Source organism: Limnoglobus roseus (genome assembly GCF_008254045.1).
GTDB classification, from domain to species: Bacteria; Planctomycetota; Planctomycetia; order Gemmatales; family Gemmataceae; genus Limnoglobus; species Limnoglobus roseus.
Map to the genome: position 1 here is coordinate 121165 of NZ_CP042425.1, position 19860 is coordinate 141024.

The 19860-nt window shown below is 65.4% G+C and carries 22 protein-coding genes; 16 read left to right on the forward strand and 6 right to left on the reverse strand.

Going from position 1 to position 19860, the window contains the following annotated elements; translation table 11 throughout:
* Positions 1-51 precede the first annotated feature (51 nt).
* Both PX52LOC_RS00485 and PX52LOC_RS00490 read left to right on the forward strand, forming a co-directional pair.
* Complete coding sequence (locus tag PX52LOC_RS00485; RefSeq protein ID WP_246173622.1) at positions 52-810, forward strand: ABC transporter ATP-binding protein; 759 nt, start codon at positions 52-54, stop codon at positions 808-810.
* Positions 807-1805, forward strand: a complete 999-nt coding sequence (locus tag PX52LOC_RS00490; protein ID WP_149108229.1) for an ABC transporter permease — start codon at positions 807-809, stop codon at positions 1803-1805. The genes PX52LOC_RS00485 and PX52LOC_RS00490 overlap by 4 nt, the downstream gene beginning before the upstream one ends.
* Here PX52LOC_RS00490 and PX52LOC_RS00495 read toward each other — a convergent pair.
* From PX52LOC_RS00495 to PX52LOC_RS00520, 6 genes are read right to left on the reverse strand one after another with little or no spacing between them, the layout of a single operon-like run.
* A complete protein-coding gene (locus PX52LOC_RS00495; protein ID WP_149108230.1) occupies positions 1799-2170 on the reverse strand; it encodes a DUF2304 domain-containing protein in 372 nt (123 codons plus the stop codon). The two genes, PX52LOC_RS00490 and PX52LOC_RS00495, sit on opposite strands and share 7 nt — an antisense overlap.
* Positions 2167-2850, reverse strand: coding sequence for a glycosyltransferase family 2 protein (locus PX52LOC_RS00500; protein ID WP_149108231.1), 684 nt, complete (start codon positions 2848-2850; stop codon positions 2167-2169). The genes PX52LOC_RS00495 and PX52LOC_RS00500 overlap by 4 nt, the downstream gene beginning before the upstream one ends.
* The gene (locus PX52LOC_RS00505; RefSeq protein ID WP_168218738.1) at positions 2847-4073 is read right to left on the reverse strand and encodes a glycosyltransferase family 4 protein; all 1227 of its coding nucleotides are present in this window, start codon (positions 4071-4073) and stop codon (positions 2847-2849) included. Before PX52LOC_RS00505 ends, PX52LOC_RS00500 begins: the two co-directional genes overlap by 4 nt.
* Positions 4070-4759 carry a class I SAM-dependent methyltransferase gene (locus PX52LOC_RS00510; RefSeq protein ID WP_149108233.1) on the reverse strand — a complete coding sequence of 230 codons (690 nt, stop codon included), beginning with the start codon at positions 4757-4759 and terminating at the stop codon, positions 4070-4072. The genes PX52LOC_RS00505 and PX52LOC_RS00510 overlap by 4 nt, the downstream gene beginning before the upstream one ends.
* Position 4760: 1 nt before the next feature.
* On the reverse strand, positions 4761-6719 hold the full coding sequence (locus PX52LOC_RS00515; protein WP_149108234.1) for a hypothetical protein: 1959 nt from the start codon (positions 6717-6719) through the stop codon (positions 4761-4763).
* An 8-nt stretch (positions 6720-6727) separates the two neighbouring features.
* The gene (locus PX52LOC_RS00520; RefSeq protein ID WP_149108235.1) at positions 6728-8452 is read right to left on the reverse strand and encodes a hypothetical protein; all 1725 of its coding nucleotides are present in this window, start codon (positions 8450-8452) and stop codon (positions 6728-6730) included.
* Positions 8453-8876: 424 nt separating this feature from the next.
* Between PX52LOC_RS00520 and PX52LOC_RS00525 the strand changes: the two genes are divergently transcribed.
* The 14 genes from PX52LOC_RS00525 (at position 8877) to PX52LOC_RS00590 (ending at position 19832) form a co-directional block, all read left to right on the forward strand.
* Positions 8877-9224, forward strand: coding sequence for a hypothetical protein (locus PX52LOC_RS00525; RefSeq protein WP_149108236.1), 348 nt, complete (start codon positions 8877-8879; stop codon positions 9222-9224).
* 210 nt (positions 9225-9434) lie between these two features.
* Positions 9435-9782 carry a hypothetical protein gene (locus PX52LOC_RS00530; RefSeq protein WP_149108237.1) on the forward strand — a complete coding sequence of 116 codons (348 nt, stop codon included), beginning with the start codon at positions 9435-9437 and terminating at the stop codon, positions 9780-9782.
* A gap of 128 nt (positions 9783-9910) precedes the next feature.
* Entirely contained in the window at positions 9911-10522 is a 612-nt protein-coding gene (locus tag PX52LOC_RS00535) for an A24 family peptidase (protein ID WP_149108238.1), read from the forward strand.
* A gap of 61 nt (positions 10523-10583) precedes the next feature.
* Positions 10584-11753 (forward strand): Flp pilus assembly protein CpaB, encoded by a 1170-nt coding sequence (gene cpaB, locus PX52LOC_RS00540; protein WP_149108239.1) that lies wholly within the window; start codon positions 10584-10586, stop codon positions 11751-11753.
* An 8-nt stretch (positions 11754-11761) separates the two neighbouring features.
* The gene (locus PX52LOC_RS00545; RefSeq protein ID WP_149108240.1) at positions 11762-13087 is read left to right on the forward strand and encodes a CpaF family protein; all 1326 of its coding nucleotides are present in this window, start codon (positions 11762-11764) and stop codon (positions 13085-13087) included.
* Positions 13087-14013, forward strand: a complete 927-nt coding sequence (locus PX52LOC_RS00550; RefSeq protein WP_149108241.1) for a type II secretion system F family protein — start codon at positions 13087-13089, stop codon at positions 14011-14013. Before PX52LOC_RS00545 ends, PX52LOC_RS00550 begins: the two co-directional genes overlap by 1 nt.
* A gap of 4 nt (positions 14014-14017) precedes the next feature.
* A complete protein-coding gene (locus tag PX52LOC_RS00555; RefSeq protein WP_149108242.1) occupies positions 14018-15091 on the forward strand; it encodes a type II secretion system F family protein in 1074 nt (357 codons plus the stop codon).
* Positions 15092-15141: 50 nt separating this feature from the next.
* Positions 15142-15681, forward strand: coding sequence for a hypothetical protein (locus PX52LOC_RS00560; RefSeq protein ID WP_246173623.1), 540 nt, complete (start codon positions 15142-15144; stop codon positions 15679-15681).
* 22 nt (positions 15682-15703) lie between these two features.
* Positions 15704-16126 carry a hypothetical protein gene (locus PX52LOC_RS00565; RefSeq protein ID WP_149108243.1) on the forward strand — a complete coding sequence of 141 codons (423 nt, stop codon included), beginning with the start codon at positions 15704-15706 and terminating at the stop codon, positions 16124-16126.
* 49 nt (positions 16127-16175) lie between these two features.
* Positions 16176-16850 (forward strand): endonuclease V, encoded by a 675-nt coding sequence (locus PX52LOC_RS00570; protein ID WP_149108244.1) that lies wholly within the window; start codon positions 16176-16178, stop codon positions 16848-16850.
* 403 nt (positions 16851-17253) lie between these two features.
* A complete protein-coding gene (locus PX52LOC_RS00575) occupies positions 17254-17511 on the forward strand; it encodes a hypothetical protein (RefSeq protein ID WP_149108245.1) in 258 nt (85 codons plus the stop codon).
* Positions 17512-17615: 104 nt separating this feature from the next.
* On the forward strand, positions 17616-18104 hold the full coding sequence (locus PX52LOC_RS00580; protein WP_149108246.1) for a Fur family transcriptional regulator: 489 nt from the start codon (positions 17616-17618) through the stop codon (positions 18102-18104).
* A gap of 79 nt (positions 18105-18183) precedes the next feature.
* On the forward strand, positions 18184-19272 hold the full coding sequence (locus PX52LOC_RS00585) for a hypothetical protein (RefSeq protein ID WP_149108247.1): 1089 nt from the start codon (positions 18184-18186) through the stop codon (positions 19270-19272).
* Between the two features lie 104 nt (positions 19273-19376).
* A complete protein-coding gene (locus PX52LOC_RS00590; RefSeq protein WP_149108248.1) occupies positions 19377-19832 on the forward strand; it encodes a hypothetical protein in 456 nt (151 codons plus the stop codon).
* The last annotated feature ends 28 nt before the right edge of the window (positions 19833-19860 follow it).

The following is a 19860-nucleotide window of genomic DNA, read 5'->3' on the forward strand; positions in this document are numbered from 1 at the left end:
CTCTGCGTTCTCTGTGCCCTCTGTGGTGAATCGGTTTTGGTTTTGCGAACCATGAGCTACACTGCCGACATGACCGCAGCCGTCTTTGAGAACGTCCACAAGGACTACGTCACCCGCCCGATCCTGCGGACGAAGATCGCCGCCGTCCGCGGCGTCAGTCTGAGCGTGCCCACCGGCAGCGTCTTCGCGCTCCTCGGCCCGAACCGGGCGGGGAAGACAACGCTGGTGAAGATGCTGCTTTCCCTGGCGAAGCCGACCGGCGGCACGATCAACCGCCTCGGCCAGCCGATTGCAACACGTGCGACGCTCGGCCGCGTCGGGTACATGCACGAAAACCACGCCTTCCCGCGTTACCTTTCGGCGGCCGAGGTACTGCACTTCTACGGCGGCCTCTCGGGCGTGCGCAGCGAAGACCTGCCGGCGAAGGTGAACGCCCTCCTCGACCGCGTCGGCCTCGCCGACCGGCGGCGCGATTCCATCAGCGGCTTCAGCAAGGGCATGGTGCAACGCCTCGGCTTGGCCCAGGCGATCCTGAACAACCCCGACTTGCTCATCCTCGACGAGCCGACGGAAGGGCTGGACCTGACGGGCCGCAAGTTGCTCCGCGAAGTCGTCCGCGAGACGAAGGCGGCCGGGAAAACGGTGCTACTCGTGTCGCACGTCCTGCCGGAAGTCGAGGAACTGTGCGACGACGCGGCCGTGATCGTGGCCGGGAAGTTGGCGTTCGCCGGGAAGCTGAGCGAGTTGTCGAAGGGGCGAAACCTGGAGGCGGCCTTGCAGGACGTTTACGAAACGGGGGCGGCCCGATGAACCTCGCCTTCGCGATCCGCACGATCCGCTGGATGGTCCGCGACACGTTCCGCCAGTCGCTCGCCACGAAACTCTTCTGGGTGATGCTCGCCATCACCGCCGTCTGCACGCTGTTCTGCCTGAGCATCACCGTCACCGGCGACACGCCCCCGACCGGCACGGGCTACGACGCCGGCGGATTCATCACGCCGGAACAGGCGAAGGAAATCGGGGAGGAGAAGGTCAAAAAGGACGGCCTGAAGGTTCTCCGCGGCGAGGTATCGTTCGGCTTCGGCCTGATGACGGTGCCGATCAACCGGTACAAGGAAGACGCCGTTCGCTACGTGCAAATCTGGCTGGCGGCCATCCTCGCCGACACCGCCGGCGTGCTGCTCGCGCTCCTCTGGACCGCCGGCTTCTTGCCGACGTTCCTTGAACCGCAGTCGGCCACAGTGCTACTTGCAAAGCCGGCCTCGAGGTGGGCATTGCTCGTCGGCAAATACCTCGGCGTGGTGCTGTTCGTCGGCCTGCAAGCGTTCGTGTTCGTGGCCGCGACGTGGTTCGCCCTCGGTGGCAAGACCGGCGTCTGGGACGCAACTTACTGGCTGGCCGTGCCACTGCTCACGCTGAACTTCGCCGTCTTCTACGCCGTCTCGGCGTTCCTGGCCGTGGCTAGCCGCAGTACGGTCGTGTGCATCTTCGGCACCCTGCTCTTCTGGCTGCTCTGCTGGACGATCAACTACACGCACATCCGCCTACTCGCCCAACCCGTCGAAGGCATGGCCGGCACGGCCGTGTTAGACGCGGGTTACTGGGTGCTGCCGAAGCCGCTCGACCTGGGCGGCGTCTTCTACGACGCGATGCGGGCGACGGGCTTCTCGGCCCCGGTACCGGAGCTGGACGCGGTGCAAAAGAAGGGGCAGCTCTGCCCGGAACTGTCGGTGCTCACGAGCCTGCTGTTTGCACTGTTGGTGCTGTTGCTGGCGGCTTACGAGTTCAAATCCACTGACTACTGACGTTCCGAAAGCCCCGGCACGGCCGTGCCGGGGCTTTCGTGCCCACGACGCGCTTCCTGAATCGCAATGTGCCGGGCGAGTTGCGTGACCTGCCGCTGCACGCGAAGGTGGCACGAGTACAGAAAGAACGACACCCACAGGAACGCCAGCACGAACAGGTACAGGACTACGTCCGCCCCGCGGCCAATGCCGAGCAGATCGGCGACGCGCTGGATCAACAGTGGATCGAGGATGGCGACGGCGGCGGCCAACCACACGGCCAGCCGCAGCAAGCGAATCCACCGACCGCGGCGGAACGACGCGAGCAATTCCCGCAGGACCAGCAAGCCCAACACCGTGCCGGCGACCATCTGAAAGACGCTCATCGGACCACCTTCCCGATCAGGAACTGCCACACAACCCGCACGGCGTTCCACGAACTCTGCCCCTTCGCCAGTGTGGCCGCCGAGTAGCGGACGGTCACTGGCACTTCCACGAACCGCAGTCCCTGCACGCGAATCTCGTCGAGGATTTCCGAGGCGTGGGCCATGCGATCCTGCGTGATGCGGATTCGCCGGGCGGCCGCGGCCGAGAACGCGCGGAAACCGTTGTGCGTGTCGGTGACGGCGATGCGGGAGACGACCCGCGTGAAAAGCACGCCGGCCTTCAGCACGAGCCGCCGCGACGCGGGCAGGTTCTCCGTCCGCCCGAGGAACCGCGAGCCGAGCGTCACATCGGCGGTGCCCGCCAGCACCGGCGCGACCACCGCTGCGAGGTCGTTCGCGTCGTGCTGATTGTCGGCGTCGAAGGTGACGAGCACTTCCGCCCCGCGGGCGAGCGCGAAGTCGAGGCCGGTTTGCAAGGCCGCCCCCTGCCCGCGGTTAATCGGGTGCCGCAGTACCCAGACGGGGAAAGTGGCGGCGACGGCCGCCGTGTCGTCGCGCGAGCCGTCGTCCACGGCCACGACGTTCCCGCAGACGGGAAGCAGCCCGCGGAGCGTCACCGCCAGCCGCTCGCCCTCGTTGTACGCGGCGATCACGACCCACACGCCGGGCGGAACCGTCATGGCGAAGGAACCTCCGGGAACAACTGCCGCACCCACTCGTCCAACGAAGGAAAGGCGAGCGGGGGGCGTAAGCCCCCTGATTCTGATGCGATATTGGAACCCCGAGCGGAAGCGACGGGGTGAGGAAACGGCCTCTCAACCCCGTCGCTTCCGCTCGGGGTTCCAGAAAGAATCAGGGGGCTTACGCCCCCCGCTCGCCGGGGTTCCGACGGTGCGAGTGCCTCTCGAATCGCAATTCGCACGGCCTCGACGGTCCTCTCCGTGAAGACCAACCCCGGTAGGTCGCCGTACGGCTCGAAGCCGGGGTCGTATCCGAGGACCACCGGCAGGCCGCAGGATAACGCTTCCTGCACCACGAGTGGGAACCCCTCTCGCACTTCGGCCGGCAGGACGAGGACATCGGCCGCATGGTAGAGCGTTCGCAGTTCGGCTTGCGGTCGCGGCGGCAGGTACACCACGCCCGTTCGCGGCAAAGGGCCGAGCATCGACACATCGCCGGGGCCACAGAACACCAGGTCGAAACGGGTGTCCGACGCCGCGAGCAACAGCGGCACCCCCTTCGTTTCGAGCAGTCGGCCGACAAACAGCACCTTCGGCCGGTCGTCCCACCCGAGCGAGCGCCGGGCTTCGGCCCGTTGGTCCTGCGTCGGCGGGAAGAATCGTTCGCCGTCCACGGGGTTCATCACGAACGCCACATCAGATCGGCGGCGGAACTTCGCGAGCAACAACTGCACCCGGCTGTTGTACGCGACGGCCCGCGTCGCCAGCATCGTCGTCACTCGGCCGAGCGTTTCCACCCCGACGCGGGCCAACAGCGTGGCGATCGGCGAGGCGAATTTCTGGACGCCGCCGTGATCGGTCAGCACGCTCGGCACACTTCGCCACTTCGCCAGGATCATCGCGACGATGGAGCCGAGAAACAGGAAGCCGTGCGCGTGAACCACGTCCGCCCGGCCGAGTTCCCGCCACAGGATCGACACCAGCCGCGGCGAGAACAGCGGGTACGGGATGCCGAACCGGCGTTCCAACACGTGCGACGCGGGCACGCGGATGACCGTCACGCCGGTGGGGTAGTTCGGTTCTGCCCCGCGGCCGTCGCCGTCGCTAGTGACGAGCGTGACGGCGTGCCCCGCGTTCGCCAACGCCCGGATTTCCAGATCAACGAGGTTCTCGACGCCCCCGACGTGCGGCAGGGCAAGGTGCGAGACGATCAGCACTCTCACGCCGGCACCCGCAGGACGAGGCACGTTTGCACGAACGGCCGGACTAGCCACGGCAGAAAGCGGATCGGCCGCCCCGGCTTGCCGGTCCCGGCCGCCCGGTCCGCACCCGTCTGCCCGCGGGCACGCTCGCCGGCCGTGCGCAACATCGCCGCCGGACTCTGGAAGAAGCGGCCCGCCAGGTACGTCGTCAGGTTCCCGCACCGGATCTTCTCGGCGGCCACGACCGTCGTGTTCGGGAACAACTTCGCCAACTCCTCCGGCGAGGGGCGGAACATCGTGTCGATCGGGTCCGGGTGGTAGGGGAAGCGGTGGGGCACCGAGACGAGCAGGTACCCGCCCGGTTCGACGGCCGCCGTCAGTGCCCGACAGATGCGGTCCGGGTCGGGCACGTGTTCGAGCAGGTTGTTGCAGAACACGGAGCGGAATTTCCGTGCGCGAACGCGGTCGAGGAAGTCGGCGTCTGTGAGGTCGCCTACGAGGTCCACCCCCGGTGCGTCCTGAATGTCGGTGTGGACCACGCTCTGTCCGCGTTCAGCGAACGGGCGGAACAGGTGGCGGTCGATCCACGGCTGCGTCCTCGCCCGGAACTCGGCCGTGTGGCTGCCGACGTTGAGCATCGGGAACACCGCCACGTCGCCGAGGCGGGCGACCTGCGCGGCAAACCAGCGGGCTTCCTTCGGCAGCATGTCACCCGCCGGGTTGCAGGTACGGCTTCCCGGCCCGGAACAAGACGAGGCGGCCCGCCAGCCAGTGTCGCTCGTACTCGCTGCGCGACCCCGCGGCTTGGATCGCGCGTTCCTCGGCCTTCACCGCCTCGGCGAACTGCCCGCCACGAGCGTAGCAGATGGCGAGCGTGTCCCACTCCTCCCAGTCGTCGCGGTCGTTGAGCCGCACGGCGGCGCGGGCGTCGAGGTACGCCTGCCGCAAGTGTCCCTTCGTGGCCGTCGGGTCCAGGGTCGTGCGGCGGGCCGACGTGCCGAGTGAGTGTCGGTAGCCCTCCGGCGCGATCCGGCGGGCCTCGGCGAAAACGGAGTCGGCCTCAGCGGTCCGCCCCTGTTCGTCGAGACAACTCGCGAGCAACACGCGGCCGTGAATGTCGTTGAGCGACGGGATCGCGGCGCGGGCGAATTCCTCGGCCTCGGCGGGCTTGCCGTTCTGCAACAGGACGTTCGCCAGCGCGGAGTTCCGCCGGCCGTCGGTGGGCTTCGCCGTCACCAGATCGCGTAAAAACTTCTCCGCCTCCGCCCCCCGCCCCAGTTCCTCGTAGCAGTTGCCCAGCACGACCCAGTCGGCGATCAAGCCAGGGTGCTTCGCGGCGACGAGCATTTGGCCCAGGGCGTCGTCGGGGTGGCCGGTCCGCAGGAGGAATGCGGCGTAGGCCATCCGGCTCCGCGCGTTCTCCGGCCGTTGGGTGATGACGTCCAGCGCCAGGGCGGCAGGCGAGGTGTAATCCTCGTTCCGTAGGATCGTCCGCCCGGCGAGCGCCGCCGTCAGCCCGACCACCGCCACCACAGCGAGCGGGCCTCGCACGGCCGGCGGCAACAGTCGAAGCAGCGACCACCCGGCGACCACGACCGCGACGACAACGGCGATCAGCGGCAGGTACAGGCGGTGTTCGAAGGCCGGGTCTTGAATCGGAATGACGCTCGAAGTCGGGGCCAGGATGACGAAGAACCACGCCAGCAGGAAGCCCCAGGCGGCATGGCGGACGACGCCCCACGCGGTCGCGGCCAGCGCCAGTGACACCACGAAGAGGTACGGCACGGCGTCCGCGAACGTCGGGATCGGCCAGTCGATGTAATCGATGCACAGGTTCTTCGGCCACACCGACAGCCAGAGGTAGTACGGGACCACTTCCGTCTGCGTGAGGGCGTAACTGACCGGCGTGAACCGCGGCACGCCGAAGCCGACGGTGCCGCCCTTGTCGGTGAGGAATCCCCGCGCGAGCACCAGGGCGATGCCCAGGACCGGGCCAATGCACAGGATCGCGAGCGGCTTCCAGCGGCCCCACACCTCCCGCCACGATCTTGCCAGAAAGGTGCGGTCGTAGACGGCCGCGAGCACCGGCACGGCGAACGTCAGTTCCTTGCACCCAGATGCGAGTACGCACGCCACGCCGCCGAGCGCGTACCACCGCCACGAGGGTTCATCCGCCGTCACGCCCCGCAGGTAGGCCCAGAGCGCGAGTAGGAAGAACAGCCCCATCAGCGACTCGCACCGCTGCACCATGTACGTGACCGATTGCGTGTTCAGCGGGTGGACGAGCCAGAGCAAGCCGACGACGAGGGCCAACCAATTCGCCGAGGCCGTGTACTGCGTGCCGAACCGCGGGAGTAACAGCGTTCGCCGGACGAGGTCGAACAGCACGACCGCGGCGGCGATGTGGACGAGGAGGTTCGCGAGGTGGTACCCGCGGGTGTTCAGCCCGTCGAGCCAGTAGTTGAGCGTGAACGTCAGCGACACGACCGGCCGCCCGGCGAGGCGGCCCTGGAGGGGTTTGCCGAGATTCGGATCGACGATCATCGCCAAGTCATCGAGGACGAATGCCCCCTGGAACGAGTTGAAGTACGCCGCCAGCCCGGCCAGCGCGAACAGGATCAGCGTGTGCCGGAGGGTCGGGCCGGGGGTGAGGGCGGGGGCGGTCATAGGGCTTGCTACACGGGTTTGATTCGCACGACGATCAGTTGCCGGTTCAGCGGTTGCGTCTTCTCGGGGCTGCCGGTTTCGTCCAGGAGCACCTTCCACACGCCCGGCCGCTTGCGGAGTTCGGCCAGGAGGCTGTCACAGTACTCCGCTTCCACCACCATCAGGTTCACTTCGTACTTGTCCACGATGTCCCACCAGCCGGGGCGGCCTTGGCCGACGACGCCGAGTTCGTCCCAGAAGTCCGGGTGGAACAGGTGGATGTGCGCGTACGTCACCGGCACGGCCGGGGCAAGCGCCCACATGAGGTAGTCGCCCTGCATCGGGGTGGCCAGGATCGCGCCGCGGAAGGTGCCGCCGTAGTTCGCGTTCAGAACCGCCCGCAGTTCCTTCTGCCACTCGGCCTGCAATTCCGCCTCCGGCTTCGCAATCTGCCGGGCGACCTGCCACGGCGTGCCGGCGGAGACGGTGTCCTCGACCTTCGGCACGCCGTTCCGCAGCGTGTCGGCGAGGCCGGACCAGTTCGCGATGGCCAGGGCAACGAGCACCGCCAGCATCGTCTTCCGCAAACTCGGGACGCTCGCGGTCGGCAGGAACCGCTCCGGGATGCGGGAGGCCATGTCAGCCGCCATCGGCACGAGAACCCACGGCACGACCATCGCCCACCAGATGACCATGCGGTTCTGCACGCACACGCCGACGCCGAAGAGGAACAGCGTGAAGAGCCGACCGTAGGGCAACGCCTGCCGCGAGAGCAGGACCGCGACGGCGAGGACGGCGAGCGACCCGAGGAACGGCCAGTGCCAGCCGCGGCCCATCGTGAAGGACATCGGCTGCCACTCGCCGACGGCCGTGATGAGACTCGGGTGGCGGGTCATCTCAAACGTGCGAGAGTAAAGGCCGGGGCCGTAGGGATTCAGGCAGACCGCCAGGAACACGAGGCCGAGTGTGACCGTCAGACGGACGGCTTGTGCGTCCTTCCACGGCCGCACGGCGGGGCCGGTCGTCGGGAACAGGCAGTCGGCGATGCGACCGGCCGCGAGCGCGAACAGCAGACCGTGGACGACCAGGTAGCTGCCGTGCGTGTTCGCCCACAGCGCCGTCAATAACGGGATGAAGACCATCGCCCGGCGACTGAGAACGTCGCGGCCCAGGGGGATCAGCAGCAGTGCGAAGAAGACCTGCCCGAAACTCTGCGGACGGAACACGGCCATGTTCGACAGGTCGAGCATCATGACCGCGATCATGCCGAGGAAAGCAACCGGCCACGATCGGCCGATCCGACCGAACGCGACGTAGAGCAGCCCGTACCGGGCCACGACGAGGAAAGCGTGCAGGAACCGCAGGGCTTCCACGCCGCCCGCGAGTTGCGACAGGTCGTCGCCGCCGGCGAAGTGGGTGCCGACGGCGTACACGAAGTACATGACGAGGTGGCTGACCGTGTAGAACTGCGTGAATCGTTGCCGCCCGTCCCACCAGATGGAGAACGGCTCGCGGTCCGGGATTGCCCGGTGTTCGACCATCCACTGCCCGTAGCGCACGTGGCCCCACACGTCGGTGTGCCAGAGCGGAAAGATCGTGTTGACGACGAACAGAATGGCCAGGAAGCCGACGGCCACGACGTGAATGGTGCGGAAGTAGAGCAGGGCGAGCGGTGAGTTCGGGTCCGCAAAGTCGATCCCCGCCCCCACTTGTGTCGGGGCCGCCGGTGTTTCAGGGTGAGGCGAATCCGCCATGACTTGAAGGGGAGTGAGGACACATCGAAATCGTGCCGTCATTTTAGCGGCATAACCGTTTGAACAAGAAAAACCTTGAGACTCGACTCAGAAATATACGGCGGATGTCGGAGAAATCGCAAGCGCCCGGAATATCGTCAACCCAGTTACATTCGTAAACAATTCCGATCGACATTACCTTACTGCGCGAATTGTTGGATCGTACGTGATTCTGTTTGTATCGATCGTGTCGATTATTTTGACACCAAAAAGAATTACGACCAGGCAAGCTGGGAAGAATTATGTTTTTATGTTGATTCTTCAGATCGGACTATTTAATTTGGCCGTGCCGATTAATCGGCTCACACGTTTTGTTCTCCCGGGTGCACGTGTACGAGCTGACTGAAAAATTAAGCCTCACCCGGATTTTCACAGGTAGCGCAACATGACGAATCTTCTGAAGAAGTTGTGGGCGGACGATGACGGTGCGGTCATCTCCGTCGAACTGTTGCTCATCGTGAGCATCCTGATCTTCGGTCTGATCCCAGGCTTCGTGGCCCTGCGGAACAGCGTCAACGCGGCTCTGACGACGACGGGCAACGCCGTGCTCGCCCTTGTGCCGAGTTTCACGTTCTCGGGTTGGGTTGTGGGGCCGACCACTGGTAACTCTGCGCAAACTGTTGCCCAAGTTTCCGGCTTCCAGCGAGATACGAGCGCCAACTCCTATCTGACGGCTGACCAAATCGCCCCTACGCTACTGCCCGTTGGCCTGACCATCTCGCCGGCACCCTGATTGTCCTCAAGAATTCGATTTTCCGCAACAGGCACGGTCGCACCCCGTGCCTGTTGCGTTTCAGGTAGCACTTCCAACACATCCCCTATAGCACGAATTTTCGACCCCGTTTCTAAAACATTCTTTTTGTCTTTTCCCCGCCAATTTCTCCACTCGTCCCAGATTGACAGCAACTCGGTTGCCGTTCGATCTCAATTCGGGACTCCTCAGATGTTTACTCTCCTGCGACGCTGCTGGAACGACGACACGGGAGCCGTCGTTTCGGTCGAAATCCTGCTCACCCTGAGTATTTTGATCTTCGGAATGATTCCCGGCTTCGTGGCCTTGCGAAACAGCATGAACTCGGCCCTCACGTCGGTCGCGAACCTCTTGGTCGCGATCATCCCGAGTTTCACCTTCTCCGGCTTCGCGATCACCGGAACGGACCAGAACAACAACCCCGTGACCATCTTGCAGATCGGCGGCGTGCAGTTCACGCCGAATCGCACGTACCTGACTGCGGATCAAATTGCACCGGAAATCATCCCGCCGGGCGAGACAATATCTCCTGCCCCGTGATTCGTTTGAATCCGCACACCCGTTGAGAATGGCGGAAGATTCCCGATCGATTTTACGGGTCTTTTCTTCCCGAAATCGTGTGCGGACGTCAGAATAACACCCAACTTCGATCCTCCGGCCGGCCACCCATGACGCCCCCGTATTTCCCGATACCGTCGGCCCTCTATGTGGTAGCCGTGGCCCTGCTCCTGAGCGGATTCATGGCGGCGGCAGCCTGGATCGACTGGAAGACGTGGCGAATCCCGAAGCGGCTCACACTCTCGATGGTCGCGGCCGGCGTGCTGATCCAGGTGATCGGCGGCATGTGGATGGCCGCCAACGAGTTGCCGGGCTGGCTGTTCCACGACGGCATGGCCCTCGGCGTTCTGGACGGGTTGCTGTTCTCGCTGGCGGGGGCGGCGACAGGCTTCGCGGTCTTCTTTGCCTTCTGGATCATGGGCGTGGGCGGCGGCGGCGACGTGAAACTCGCGACCGCCCTCGGGGCGTGGGTTGGGCCGCGAATCTTCATCGGCGTGCTACTCTTCACGATGCCGGTCGTCGCCGTCTTCGTCGTCGTGATAATGATCCGCCGTTTGATGGCAGGAAAGATCGCACCCGCAGCGAGTGCGAAAGCCGCCCCGGCCGCGGGCGTCAAAAACCTCGGCCGCCGGCCGATGACGTTCTCGTTCCCCCTGGCGGTGGCAACGGTGCTACTCTTCTTGGTAATGTTCCGCGTGCCGTTGGGGTTGTCGAACCAATAGTCGATTCAAAGTACACGCGACACTCGCAGGGACGCGAAGCTGCCTTCGATGAGGTGTTCCCATGCGAGCGAGCTTTCTGCTGGTCCTGACACTGGCGGTGTTGGTCGGGTTGGCCGTGGCGGTGGGCTTCCGCTACTCGGGCTTCCTCAACCCGGCCCCGGTCGCGACCGTTCCGGTCGTGGCGGGTCCCGTCGTGGAGAAGATCGTACCACCGGCACCACTGCCGAAGGTGGTTGCCACCACGCGGAACCTATTCGCCGGCGACACGATCGACTCCTTGGACGTGTACCTCCGGAACGCGAAGCCGGAAGAGCTGAAAGATCTGGAGTCGCACAAGGACGCCTACCTCCCCTCTCTCGTGTCGAGTGCCTACTTCCGCACGCCAATGCGAAACCTGGAAGCCGACACGCCGATCAAGAAGGCTGACCTGGAAGAGATGGCGAAGCCGGAGGCACTGCACACCCGCCTGACGCCGGGCACGCGGGCGTTGGGTGTGTCGATCCCGAAGCCGCAGTCGGCCGGCGGGTTGATTCAGGTCGGCGACTGGGTGGACGTGTACGTCACCACCGAGGTTTCGCGGACCGACCTGGACGTGAAGGTTCCGCACACCGGCTTGGTGGTGAAGGCCGCACAGGTGGTGGCGAAGCGGGACACGCTGTACAAGATTTACTCCGGCCTGCCGTCGGAATTCATCCACTTCACGCTCTCCGCCAACCCATACCGCACCGCCCTGATCGAGTACGCCCGGACCATCGGTACCCTGTCGATGGTGCCAGTGTCGGCCGAGGAGAAGAAGAAGTACGACGTGCTGAAGGACGCTTCCGCGAACAACCCGGACAAGGCCATCGAGTTGGCCGTCGGCAACACCGACGGCCGGGAAGGCCGCGAGGAACTGCGGCGCGTCAAAGAGTACGAGGCCGGCACGCTCGGGGTCGGCGCGACCGACATCTTCCGCATCCTGAATCTGAAGCCAATTCCCGTGCCGGACCCGCCGCCGCCGCCGATGATCCCGCCGCACCCGCCGCGGCCCGAGCCGCCGACGTCGATCGAGATTTACAACGGCACGAGCAAGAAGGCCCCGGCAGTGTTCGGCCCGCCGGTCGTGCCCGAGGTGCCGGCCCCGGTCATTATCGTTCAGCCACCAGCCGTCCCGCCCAAGCAGGGCGAATACCTCTTCACGAAGCCAGTCCCTCTTCCCCCGGAACCGAAGCCCGCCACCGGCGGAAAGTGAGGCAGATCATGGCCCCGTCCTCCGATGCGGCGACCGACCTCCGGGCGGCCCACTTCCGCGACGAGTTGCACCGCACCGTCGTCGAGGCGCTCGACCTGTCACGGATCGACCGCTGGAGTCCCGAGCGGGTTCGCACCGAGGTCCACACGCTAGCGGCGAAGATGGCCCCGCGGATCGACCGTTCGCTGCCGAAGCCAGTCGTGGACCGGGCGGCCAACGAGGTCATCGATGAAGTCTTCGGCCTCGGCCCGATCGAGTCGCTGTTGAAAAGCCCTGGCGTGACCGAAGTGCTGGTGAACGCCCCGGATCAGGTCTACGTCGAACGGAACGGCCGCCTCGAACGGGTGAACGTGTCGTTCACCGACGCCGCCCACGTCACGCGGGTGATTCAGCGGATCGCCGCCCGCGTCGGTCGGCGGATCGACGAATCGTCACCGATGGTGGACGCCCGCCTGCCCGACGGCTCGCGGGTGAACGCCGTGCTGCCGCCGCTGACGCCGGACTCGCCGGTGCTGTCGATTCGGCGGTTCGGGGCGGTGCTGAGCGCCGCCGACCTGGTGAACGGCGGCACGGTGCCGCCGCAGGTGCTGAAGTTCCTGCAAGCGTGCGTCGCGTCGAAGGTCAACATCGTCGTCTCCGGCGGTACCGGCGCGGGCAAGACGACACTCCTCAACATCCTCTCCGCGTACATCCCGCCCTACGAGCGCCTCGTCACGATCGAAGACACGGCCGAGTTGAAGTTGCAGCAGCCGCACGTCGTGCGGATGGAGTCGCGGCCAGCCAACCTCGAAGGCAAGGGGACCGTCACCACGCGGGAACTGCTGCGGAACTCCCTGCGGATGCGGCCCGACCGGATCATCGTCGGCGAGTGTCGCGGGCCGGAAGTCATCGACATGCTCCAGGCGATGAACACTGGCCACGAGGGGTCGCTCACCACCGTCCACGCGAACGACAGCTACGACGCTCTCAGCCGCCTGGAAATGATGCTCGGCCTCGCCGGGTTCAAGGTACCAATGCCGGTAATGCGGGCGTACATCGCGTCGGCGGTGCAGTTGATCGTCCACATCTCGCGGCTGACCGGCGGCGAGCGGAAGATCACCCGCGTGACCGAGGTCCGCGGCCTGCGGAAGCGGAACAGCTACATGACGCGCGACATCTTCAAGTTCGAACAACGCGGCGTAAAAGACGGCCGGGCGTTCGGCTCGTTCCAGGTCGTGGGCCACCTGCCGAAGCTGTTGAACCAACTGGAAATGGCCGGCCACGCGATGCCGGAAAAGCTCTTTCAGGCCGGTGAGTTCCAGTCCAACGAGAACGTGTTGATGGAGGACCGTTGATGTTCTCCGTCGAAATCCTGATGGCCGGGATCGTCTTGTCGGTGGTCGTGACCATCCTGGTGGTCTACGCGCTGATCGCGGCGTTCCTGCCGGAAGCGGCCCCGACCGCGGAATCCGAATCGCTCTCGACGCGGGCCGACGACATTCTGCCGCCGCGCACGTTCTTCGGCCGCACCGACCGCGGCTTCTCCCGCATCGTCCGCGACAGTTACTACGGGCTAACGACCGACAGCGCCGTCCTCTGGATGATGCTCGTCGGCGGGTTGTTCGCGACGCTGGTGTTCATCGCGATTACCGACCCGCTCGCCACGGTGGCCGCCTTCCTGATCGGCATGGCCCTGACGTTCTTCTTCCTCGTCGTGGCCCGCGACCGCCGCCGCCGGGCGATTCAGGAGCAACTACCAGACGGCTGCTTCCAACTCGCCCGCGGGTTGCGGGCCGGGCTGGCACTGCCGGAAGCGTTGTACCAAACAAGCGACTACACGCCCTCGCCGTTGGGGGAGGTCTTCCGCGCGTGCGGGAAGTCGATCAACCTGGGGTTGGCCGCGCCGGCGGTGATGCGGCGGGCGGCAGAAGACGTGCGACTGACCGACTTCGACCAACTCGCCGCGGTCGTGGCCCTGAACAGCGAGACGGGCGGCGACCTGCCGAATTTGCTCGACCGCCTCGCGGCCTCGATTCGCGACCGCAACCAGTTCCGCGGCTACTTCCGCTCGGTGACGGCCCTGGCCCGCATCTCGGCGTTATTCGTGGCCCTCGGCGCGCCGGTGGCGGCGCTGATTTACTTCCTGACGTACCGGTACGAGTTGTTCCTGCCGTTCGTCTACTCGCCGCTCGGCTTCTGGATGATCCTGGCCGCCGTGGTGCTGGAAGTCCTTGGCATTCTGTGGATCCTGTGGCTCTTGCGACGGCAAGACGAGTACTAAACCCATGGTCCTCGACGAATTAACCGCGCTCGCGATCATCTTTGCCGTGACGACGTTCGTCGCGTTCCTCGGCATGGTGCTGATTGTCAACCGCGACGATGTGAACGAATATGATCCCGAGCCGTCGCGGCCGCTGTTCGGCCCCGCGAATGCGGCCCTCGCCGGTTTACTGCCCTCCACGACGGCCGGCCGCGAGTCGATTCAACAAGACCTGTGGCTGGCCGGGTACGCACAGTCGTCGGCCCTCAACAACTTCCTCTGCATCCGCAATCTGTTCACGCTCACGCCGATCATCCTCGGCTTCGCGTCGGCCCTGATGGCCGACGACACGCGCATCGGCTGGGCGTACGTCACCGACTACCGCCCGCCGATCGGCGTTGCCCTGGCCCTGACCGGCATCCTCTTCGGCATCCTCGGCTTCGCCCTGCCGCGGCTGATCCTGCGGTCGCTCGCGAGTGCCCGCAAGGAGCGGTTGCAGCGGAGCATGCCGGTGTTGATGGACACGCTCGGACTCTGCCTGTCGTCCGGGGCCGGCCTCATCGACTCGCTGCGGCGGTCGGGCGAGGCGATCCGCCGCGGCCACCCGGACCTGTCGAACGAAGTTCGCATCGTCACCCGACAGGCCGAACTCCGGAGCCTCGACCACGCCCTCATGCAGTGGAAGCGGCGCATCCCGATCCCGGAAGTCGGCAGCCTCGTATTCCTGCTGTCGTCGTCGGACCGCCTCGGCAGCGGCATCACGCAAGGGCTGTTCGAACTGTCCGCGAGCTACCGGTCCAACGCCCGCCAGTTGGCGGAAGCGGCCGCGAACCGGGCAAACTTCTACCTGCTCTTCCCGACGGTGCTGTGCCTCCTTGCGGCCGCCGGGTTGATGCTCATCGGTCCGCCGCTGTACAAGGGGCTGAGCGAATCGCGACAACTGTTCAACGCCATCGACGACGCGACCCGCCAGCGCGAACTGCTTCAGCAGCAGCTCCAGAACACCGCCGTGCCGGGCCAACCGGCCGCCGGCGGCCCGATTCCCCCGACGGTGGCCCCCGCGCCGGCCCCACCCCCGCCTCTCTCGACCGGCTTATAGAATGACGGGGCCGCGGCTCACCTCTCGTCGCGGCCCTGCGAGATCACCTTATGCGACACCTGCTTCTGATTGCGTTCCTGGCCGTCCCGTGTTTCGCCGGTGAGCCGGTGTCGTCCGGCGTGCCGGTCGGCAAACGGCCGGGGCCGTACAGTTTCCTCGTGGCGACCGGCCCGCAGCGCGGCCAACCGACCTGCTACATCTGCGAGCAGGCCGACAAGCCGACGGCCGTGGTCTTCGCCCGCACGCTGTCCGAACCGTTGGGGAAACTGCTCGTCAAACTCGACGCGGAAGCGGTGGCGAAGAAGGACGCCGGCTTCAAGGTCTGGATGACGCAACTCGCCCCGAACGCCAACCTCGACGCGATCGCCAAGTGGGGCCAAGAGCAGGGCTTGAAGAACGTGCCCATCGGCGCGTTCGAAGACCTCGACGGCCCGCCCGCCTACAAGCTCCACCGCGACGCCGACGTGACGGTGCTGCTGTTCGTCAAAGAGAAGGTGGTCGCCAACTTCGCCTTCCGCAAGGACGAGTTGACCGACGCCAAGGTCGGCGAGGTGCTGAAGGCCGTGCCAGGGCTGTTCGAGAAGAAGTAAGAGTTCCAGACGGGAGGCATCCATGCCGGAAGCAAAAGCACTAGCGGAGGTTCTTCGCCCGTTCTTCGATGCACATTCCGCTCGCCTGGATGCCGCTCTGCAAACCGCGCTCGCCCAGCCAATCGAACTGGAACCCGGTCGTTACCTCCAGTTTGAAATCTGCCCCTTCTTCTATCGTGTCACGATTACGGCCACCGAAGAGGACATCCTGCCAGACGACTGGTTGGATGGGGCCGTAGTCGCCGAACAGGTCGAAGCTATCGGGGGGAGTTCGCCCGAAGCCGAAACGGAGTTCTTGGTGAAGTGGCTCGCGGACGCTTGGGCACGAGTAGGTGGGGCGAAAGCTTGCCGGCCAGCTTTCGCGTTCTATCACGGGTATCACGACGGGCAATTCGACTTAAATGAGCGTCGGTGGAAGCCGGCATCGGAAGTCTTCGGAGAATAGATCACGATTCTCCGCTCACCTCGCCCGCTTCTCGCGTGTCCCTTCCCTCATGCTCATTCCCCATCTCCACGACTGGCCCACCACCGAGGCGGAAGCCCTTGCGATTCAGCACGAACTCGTCGGCCGCGTGAACGTGTCGGTGCCGCTCGGCACGATCCGCACGCTGGCCGGGTGCGATATCGCTTACGACACGGCTTCACCGAAACTCGTCGCGGCTGTCGTCGTTCTCGACTGGCCGAGTCGGACTGTGATCGAAAAGACGGTCGTGCGCGCGGAAGCGACATTCCCTTACGTGCCGGGTTTGTTGTCGTTCCGTGAACTTCCCGCACTACTAGAAGCGTTTGCGCAGTTGGGACATGCGCCGGATGCGTTTATGTTAGACGCACAGGGAGTCGCTCACCCTCGCAACTTCGGCTTGGCCTGCCACCTCGGTTTGTGGCTCGATCGGCCGTGTGTGGGTTGTGCGAAGAGTTGGCTCGTCGGCGACTACGCCGCACCGGGGCCGACGGCCGGCGACACCTCTCCCTTGACACTTCACGGACGAACCCTCGGCAGCGTGGTCCGCTCGGCCACAAACGCGAAGCCGGTCTTCGTGTCGCCGGGCCACAAGATTGACGCGGCCGGGGCCACGGCACTGGTGTTGCAATCCCTGAGTGGATACCGACACCCCGTACCGACGAGATTGGCCCACATGCTCGCGAACGAAGAGCGGGCGAAGTTGTAGCCCGGTTCGCGAGAGCGAAAGCTGAGATGATTCTCCGGAATCCGGGCGCGTGAACCTACCGTAGAGCGTGTTGTTGTCGGCGTGCAACGCACGTTGCGAGAAACCCGCGAGACGATCTCGGAAGCAACGGGACAGGAGGTTCGGGCGGCCGAATTTCTTGGCTTCCGACGTGCGCCCGCGACGATACTTCAGCGTACAATGATTCCGCCGGTGAGGGTCAGGACGATCCCCGCTGGCACGAGTGACAAACCACGCGGCCGAGGCCCGACCCCAACTGTCCCCCGGGCGTCGGCCGCAGAAGAGAACGGGTTGTATTGTTCGACCCGTTCGATTTACACTCCGGCTCTGCCGCCCCACCCTTCCCCGTCCGGGTCGGTTGCGGTGTCAGGGGAGAGAAATGTTAATGTCGAACTTTGACGATCGTCGTTGGAATTGGCGACGGCCGCAACCGACGGAGTTGGGTGCGACTGACCTGACCAATCGTTTTGCCGAGCAATTGCCGCTGACCTCGCCACCCGACGAGCAGCCCGGCCCCGACGGCATCCGCTGGGGTTTGGTGAACCGCGTGCGGGCCGAGATCGCGGCCGGAATCTATGACGACGACGAGAAGTGGGCGATGGCCCAGGAACTCCTGTTCCAACGGGTTTGTGCCGACGATTGACCACGGACTATAATGCCGGTGGGTTCGTCCCTCGGCCTCAATCGCATCTCACGGCCGGGAACCACTCCAGTTCCCGGCCTGATTTTTTTGACGGGAGTTCTGCCGTGTCGTTGCCGTCCGTTGCCGTGTCGCAGTCCCCGGAGGAGCGGTTCCGCGAATACCTCGCGAGCCGGCCGAAGCCGCAACGGTTCACCGAGCAGCAGCGCGAACTCGTCGAGCACATTTTCCAGAAGCACTCGCACTTCGAGGCCGAGCAGTTGGTCGAAGAATTGCGCGCCGCTGGGAAGCTCGCTTCCCGAGCGACTGTCTACCGAACCCTGACGAAGCTCGTGGACGCCGGTCTGCTGCGAAAAATCGAGCACGGCCCGCGGACGATCTTCGACCACGACTACGGCTACCCGTGGCACGAACACCTGATCTGTGAGCAGTGCGGCACGATCATCGAGTTTCAGCACCCCGGCCTTGAGACGGTCCTGAAAGACATTACCGCGCAGCATCAATTCCGGGCGACCGGCCATACTTTGGTGGTCCGTGGCGTCTGTGCCGAGTGCAACGCGGCGACCGCGGCCCAACGACGACGACTGGTGATGTGATCCGCCGAACGCCGCTCGCGGAATCCTGAGCTATAGTTGCGCCGGTAGGGACGCCGTTGGCTCGCTTGGTTTCGCTCTCATGCAACTTTTCTGTCCCGATTGTCAGGCCGCATTCGCCGGAACGCCACACTGTCCTAAGTGCGGTGGACGGTTAATCGCGCCCCAGGAGTCGTTCGTCACGGCCGTCGTCGCGTCGGCGGAAGAACTCCCGGAGGCGGTGCAGACCACGTTCCCCGGCCGGGTCGTCCTCGGGACGACCACGGCTCTCGGGCTATTTCTGTCGCTGCGAGAATTCGCGATCGCGTTCACCGCCGGCAGCAGCACAACCGGCGACATCGACGTTTTCACGATCTGCGGCCTTCGCCTGCTTGCCGTCGCCGCGGGCGGACTGTTGACCGGAGCGGGGCGGGCCAACGGCGCGCAGCCGGGGTTCGCAACGGGGCTATTGGTCGGCGGGTTGCTGACGGCCCACGACATTCTTCAATCCGGCGGGGCGGAGTATTGGTGGCCAATCGGGTTGGCGGTCGGATTCCCGGTAGTGGCGGCGATAGCCGGGTGGATCGGGGCGAGGATTTGGCCGGCCGCGGTCGACCTGCCGAACGTCGCCACGCCGACGGCCGTGACCGCCTCGCGGGCCAGCACGCTCACCCGGCTTTCCGAGAGTAACGAGCGACGCCGGGGAGAGCGGCCAACCGTCTGGCTGCGCATCCTCATAGGCGGCCTGCTGGCCTTCGCGGCCATCGTGACGTCTGAACCCATCCGGATGTTCCTGGCGAGAGCGTCCAGCGGCCTCTTCAACACCGGCGGCATGAACCGAGCGGCGGCGGTCGGGGCACAACTCGCCGCGATCATCCTCGTCCTCGGCGGCATGGTCGCCGGGGCAAACACCGGGGCCGGAATGCGGCACGGCTTCTACACGGCCCTGTTCACGGCCCTGAACCTGTTCGGGGCGGTTCTCGTGCGCGGAAAGCCGGACTATCCGCCCGTGACCGGCCTGTTCGCGTACCTGGATTTGCCGCTCGATTCGTACTTCGCCCCGCAGTCGATGGCCGTCATCCTGGCCTTCTTGATCGGCCTCGTCACGGCCGGCGGCTGGCTCGGCGGCCAACTCTTCCCGCCGCTCGCCCCCGCGTGGATGCGGAAGCGGAAACTCCACCAGCAGGGCTAACTGTTCTCACTTTCTGATCGCTCATCTAACATTCATTTGTCGCGGCTCTCACATCTCTACCGTTTCTGGAAGTGTCCCCTGGCACACTCTCTGGAGAACGACTCATGCGTCTGTATGCGAAGCTGCTGCTCATCACCGGGTTCTTGGCCCTCGCGGCCGTCGGCAGCGCCCAACCCCCGGCCAAAGACGGCAAGGACGGTAAGGGCGGCCCCGGGCAAGGTGGCGGTCCCGGTCAGGGTGGCCGTGGCGGTCAGGGTGGCGGTCGCGGCATGGGCGGACAACCCGGCCAGATTCTGCCAACCTTCATCGTCGAACAACTCAAACTGACGGAAGACCAGAAGAAGCAACTCGCGTCGCTCCAGAAGGAAACGGACGAGAAGCTCGACAAGATGCTGACCGACGACCAGAAGAAGCAACTCAAGGAAATGAAGGATCGCGGTCCGGGCGGCCAAGGTGGCCCGGGCGGTCGCGGCGGTCCAGGTGGCGGTGGCCCCGGCGGCGAAGGCGGGCGTGGCGGTCGGCCGGGCGGCGATCGCGGGTCCGAGAAGAAGGCCAACTGATAAGATGACGGCATCCGGCGGGGTTTCC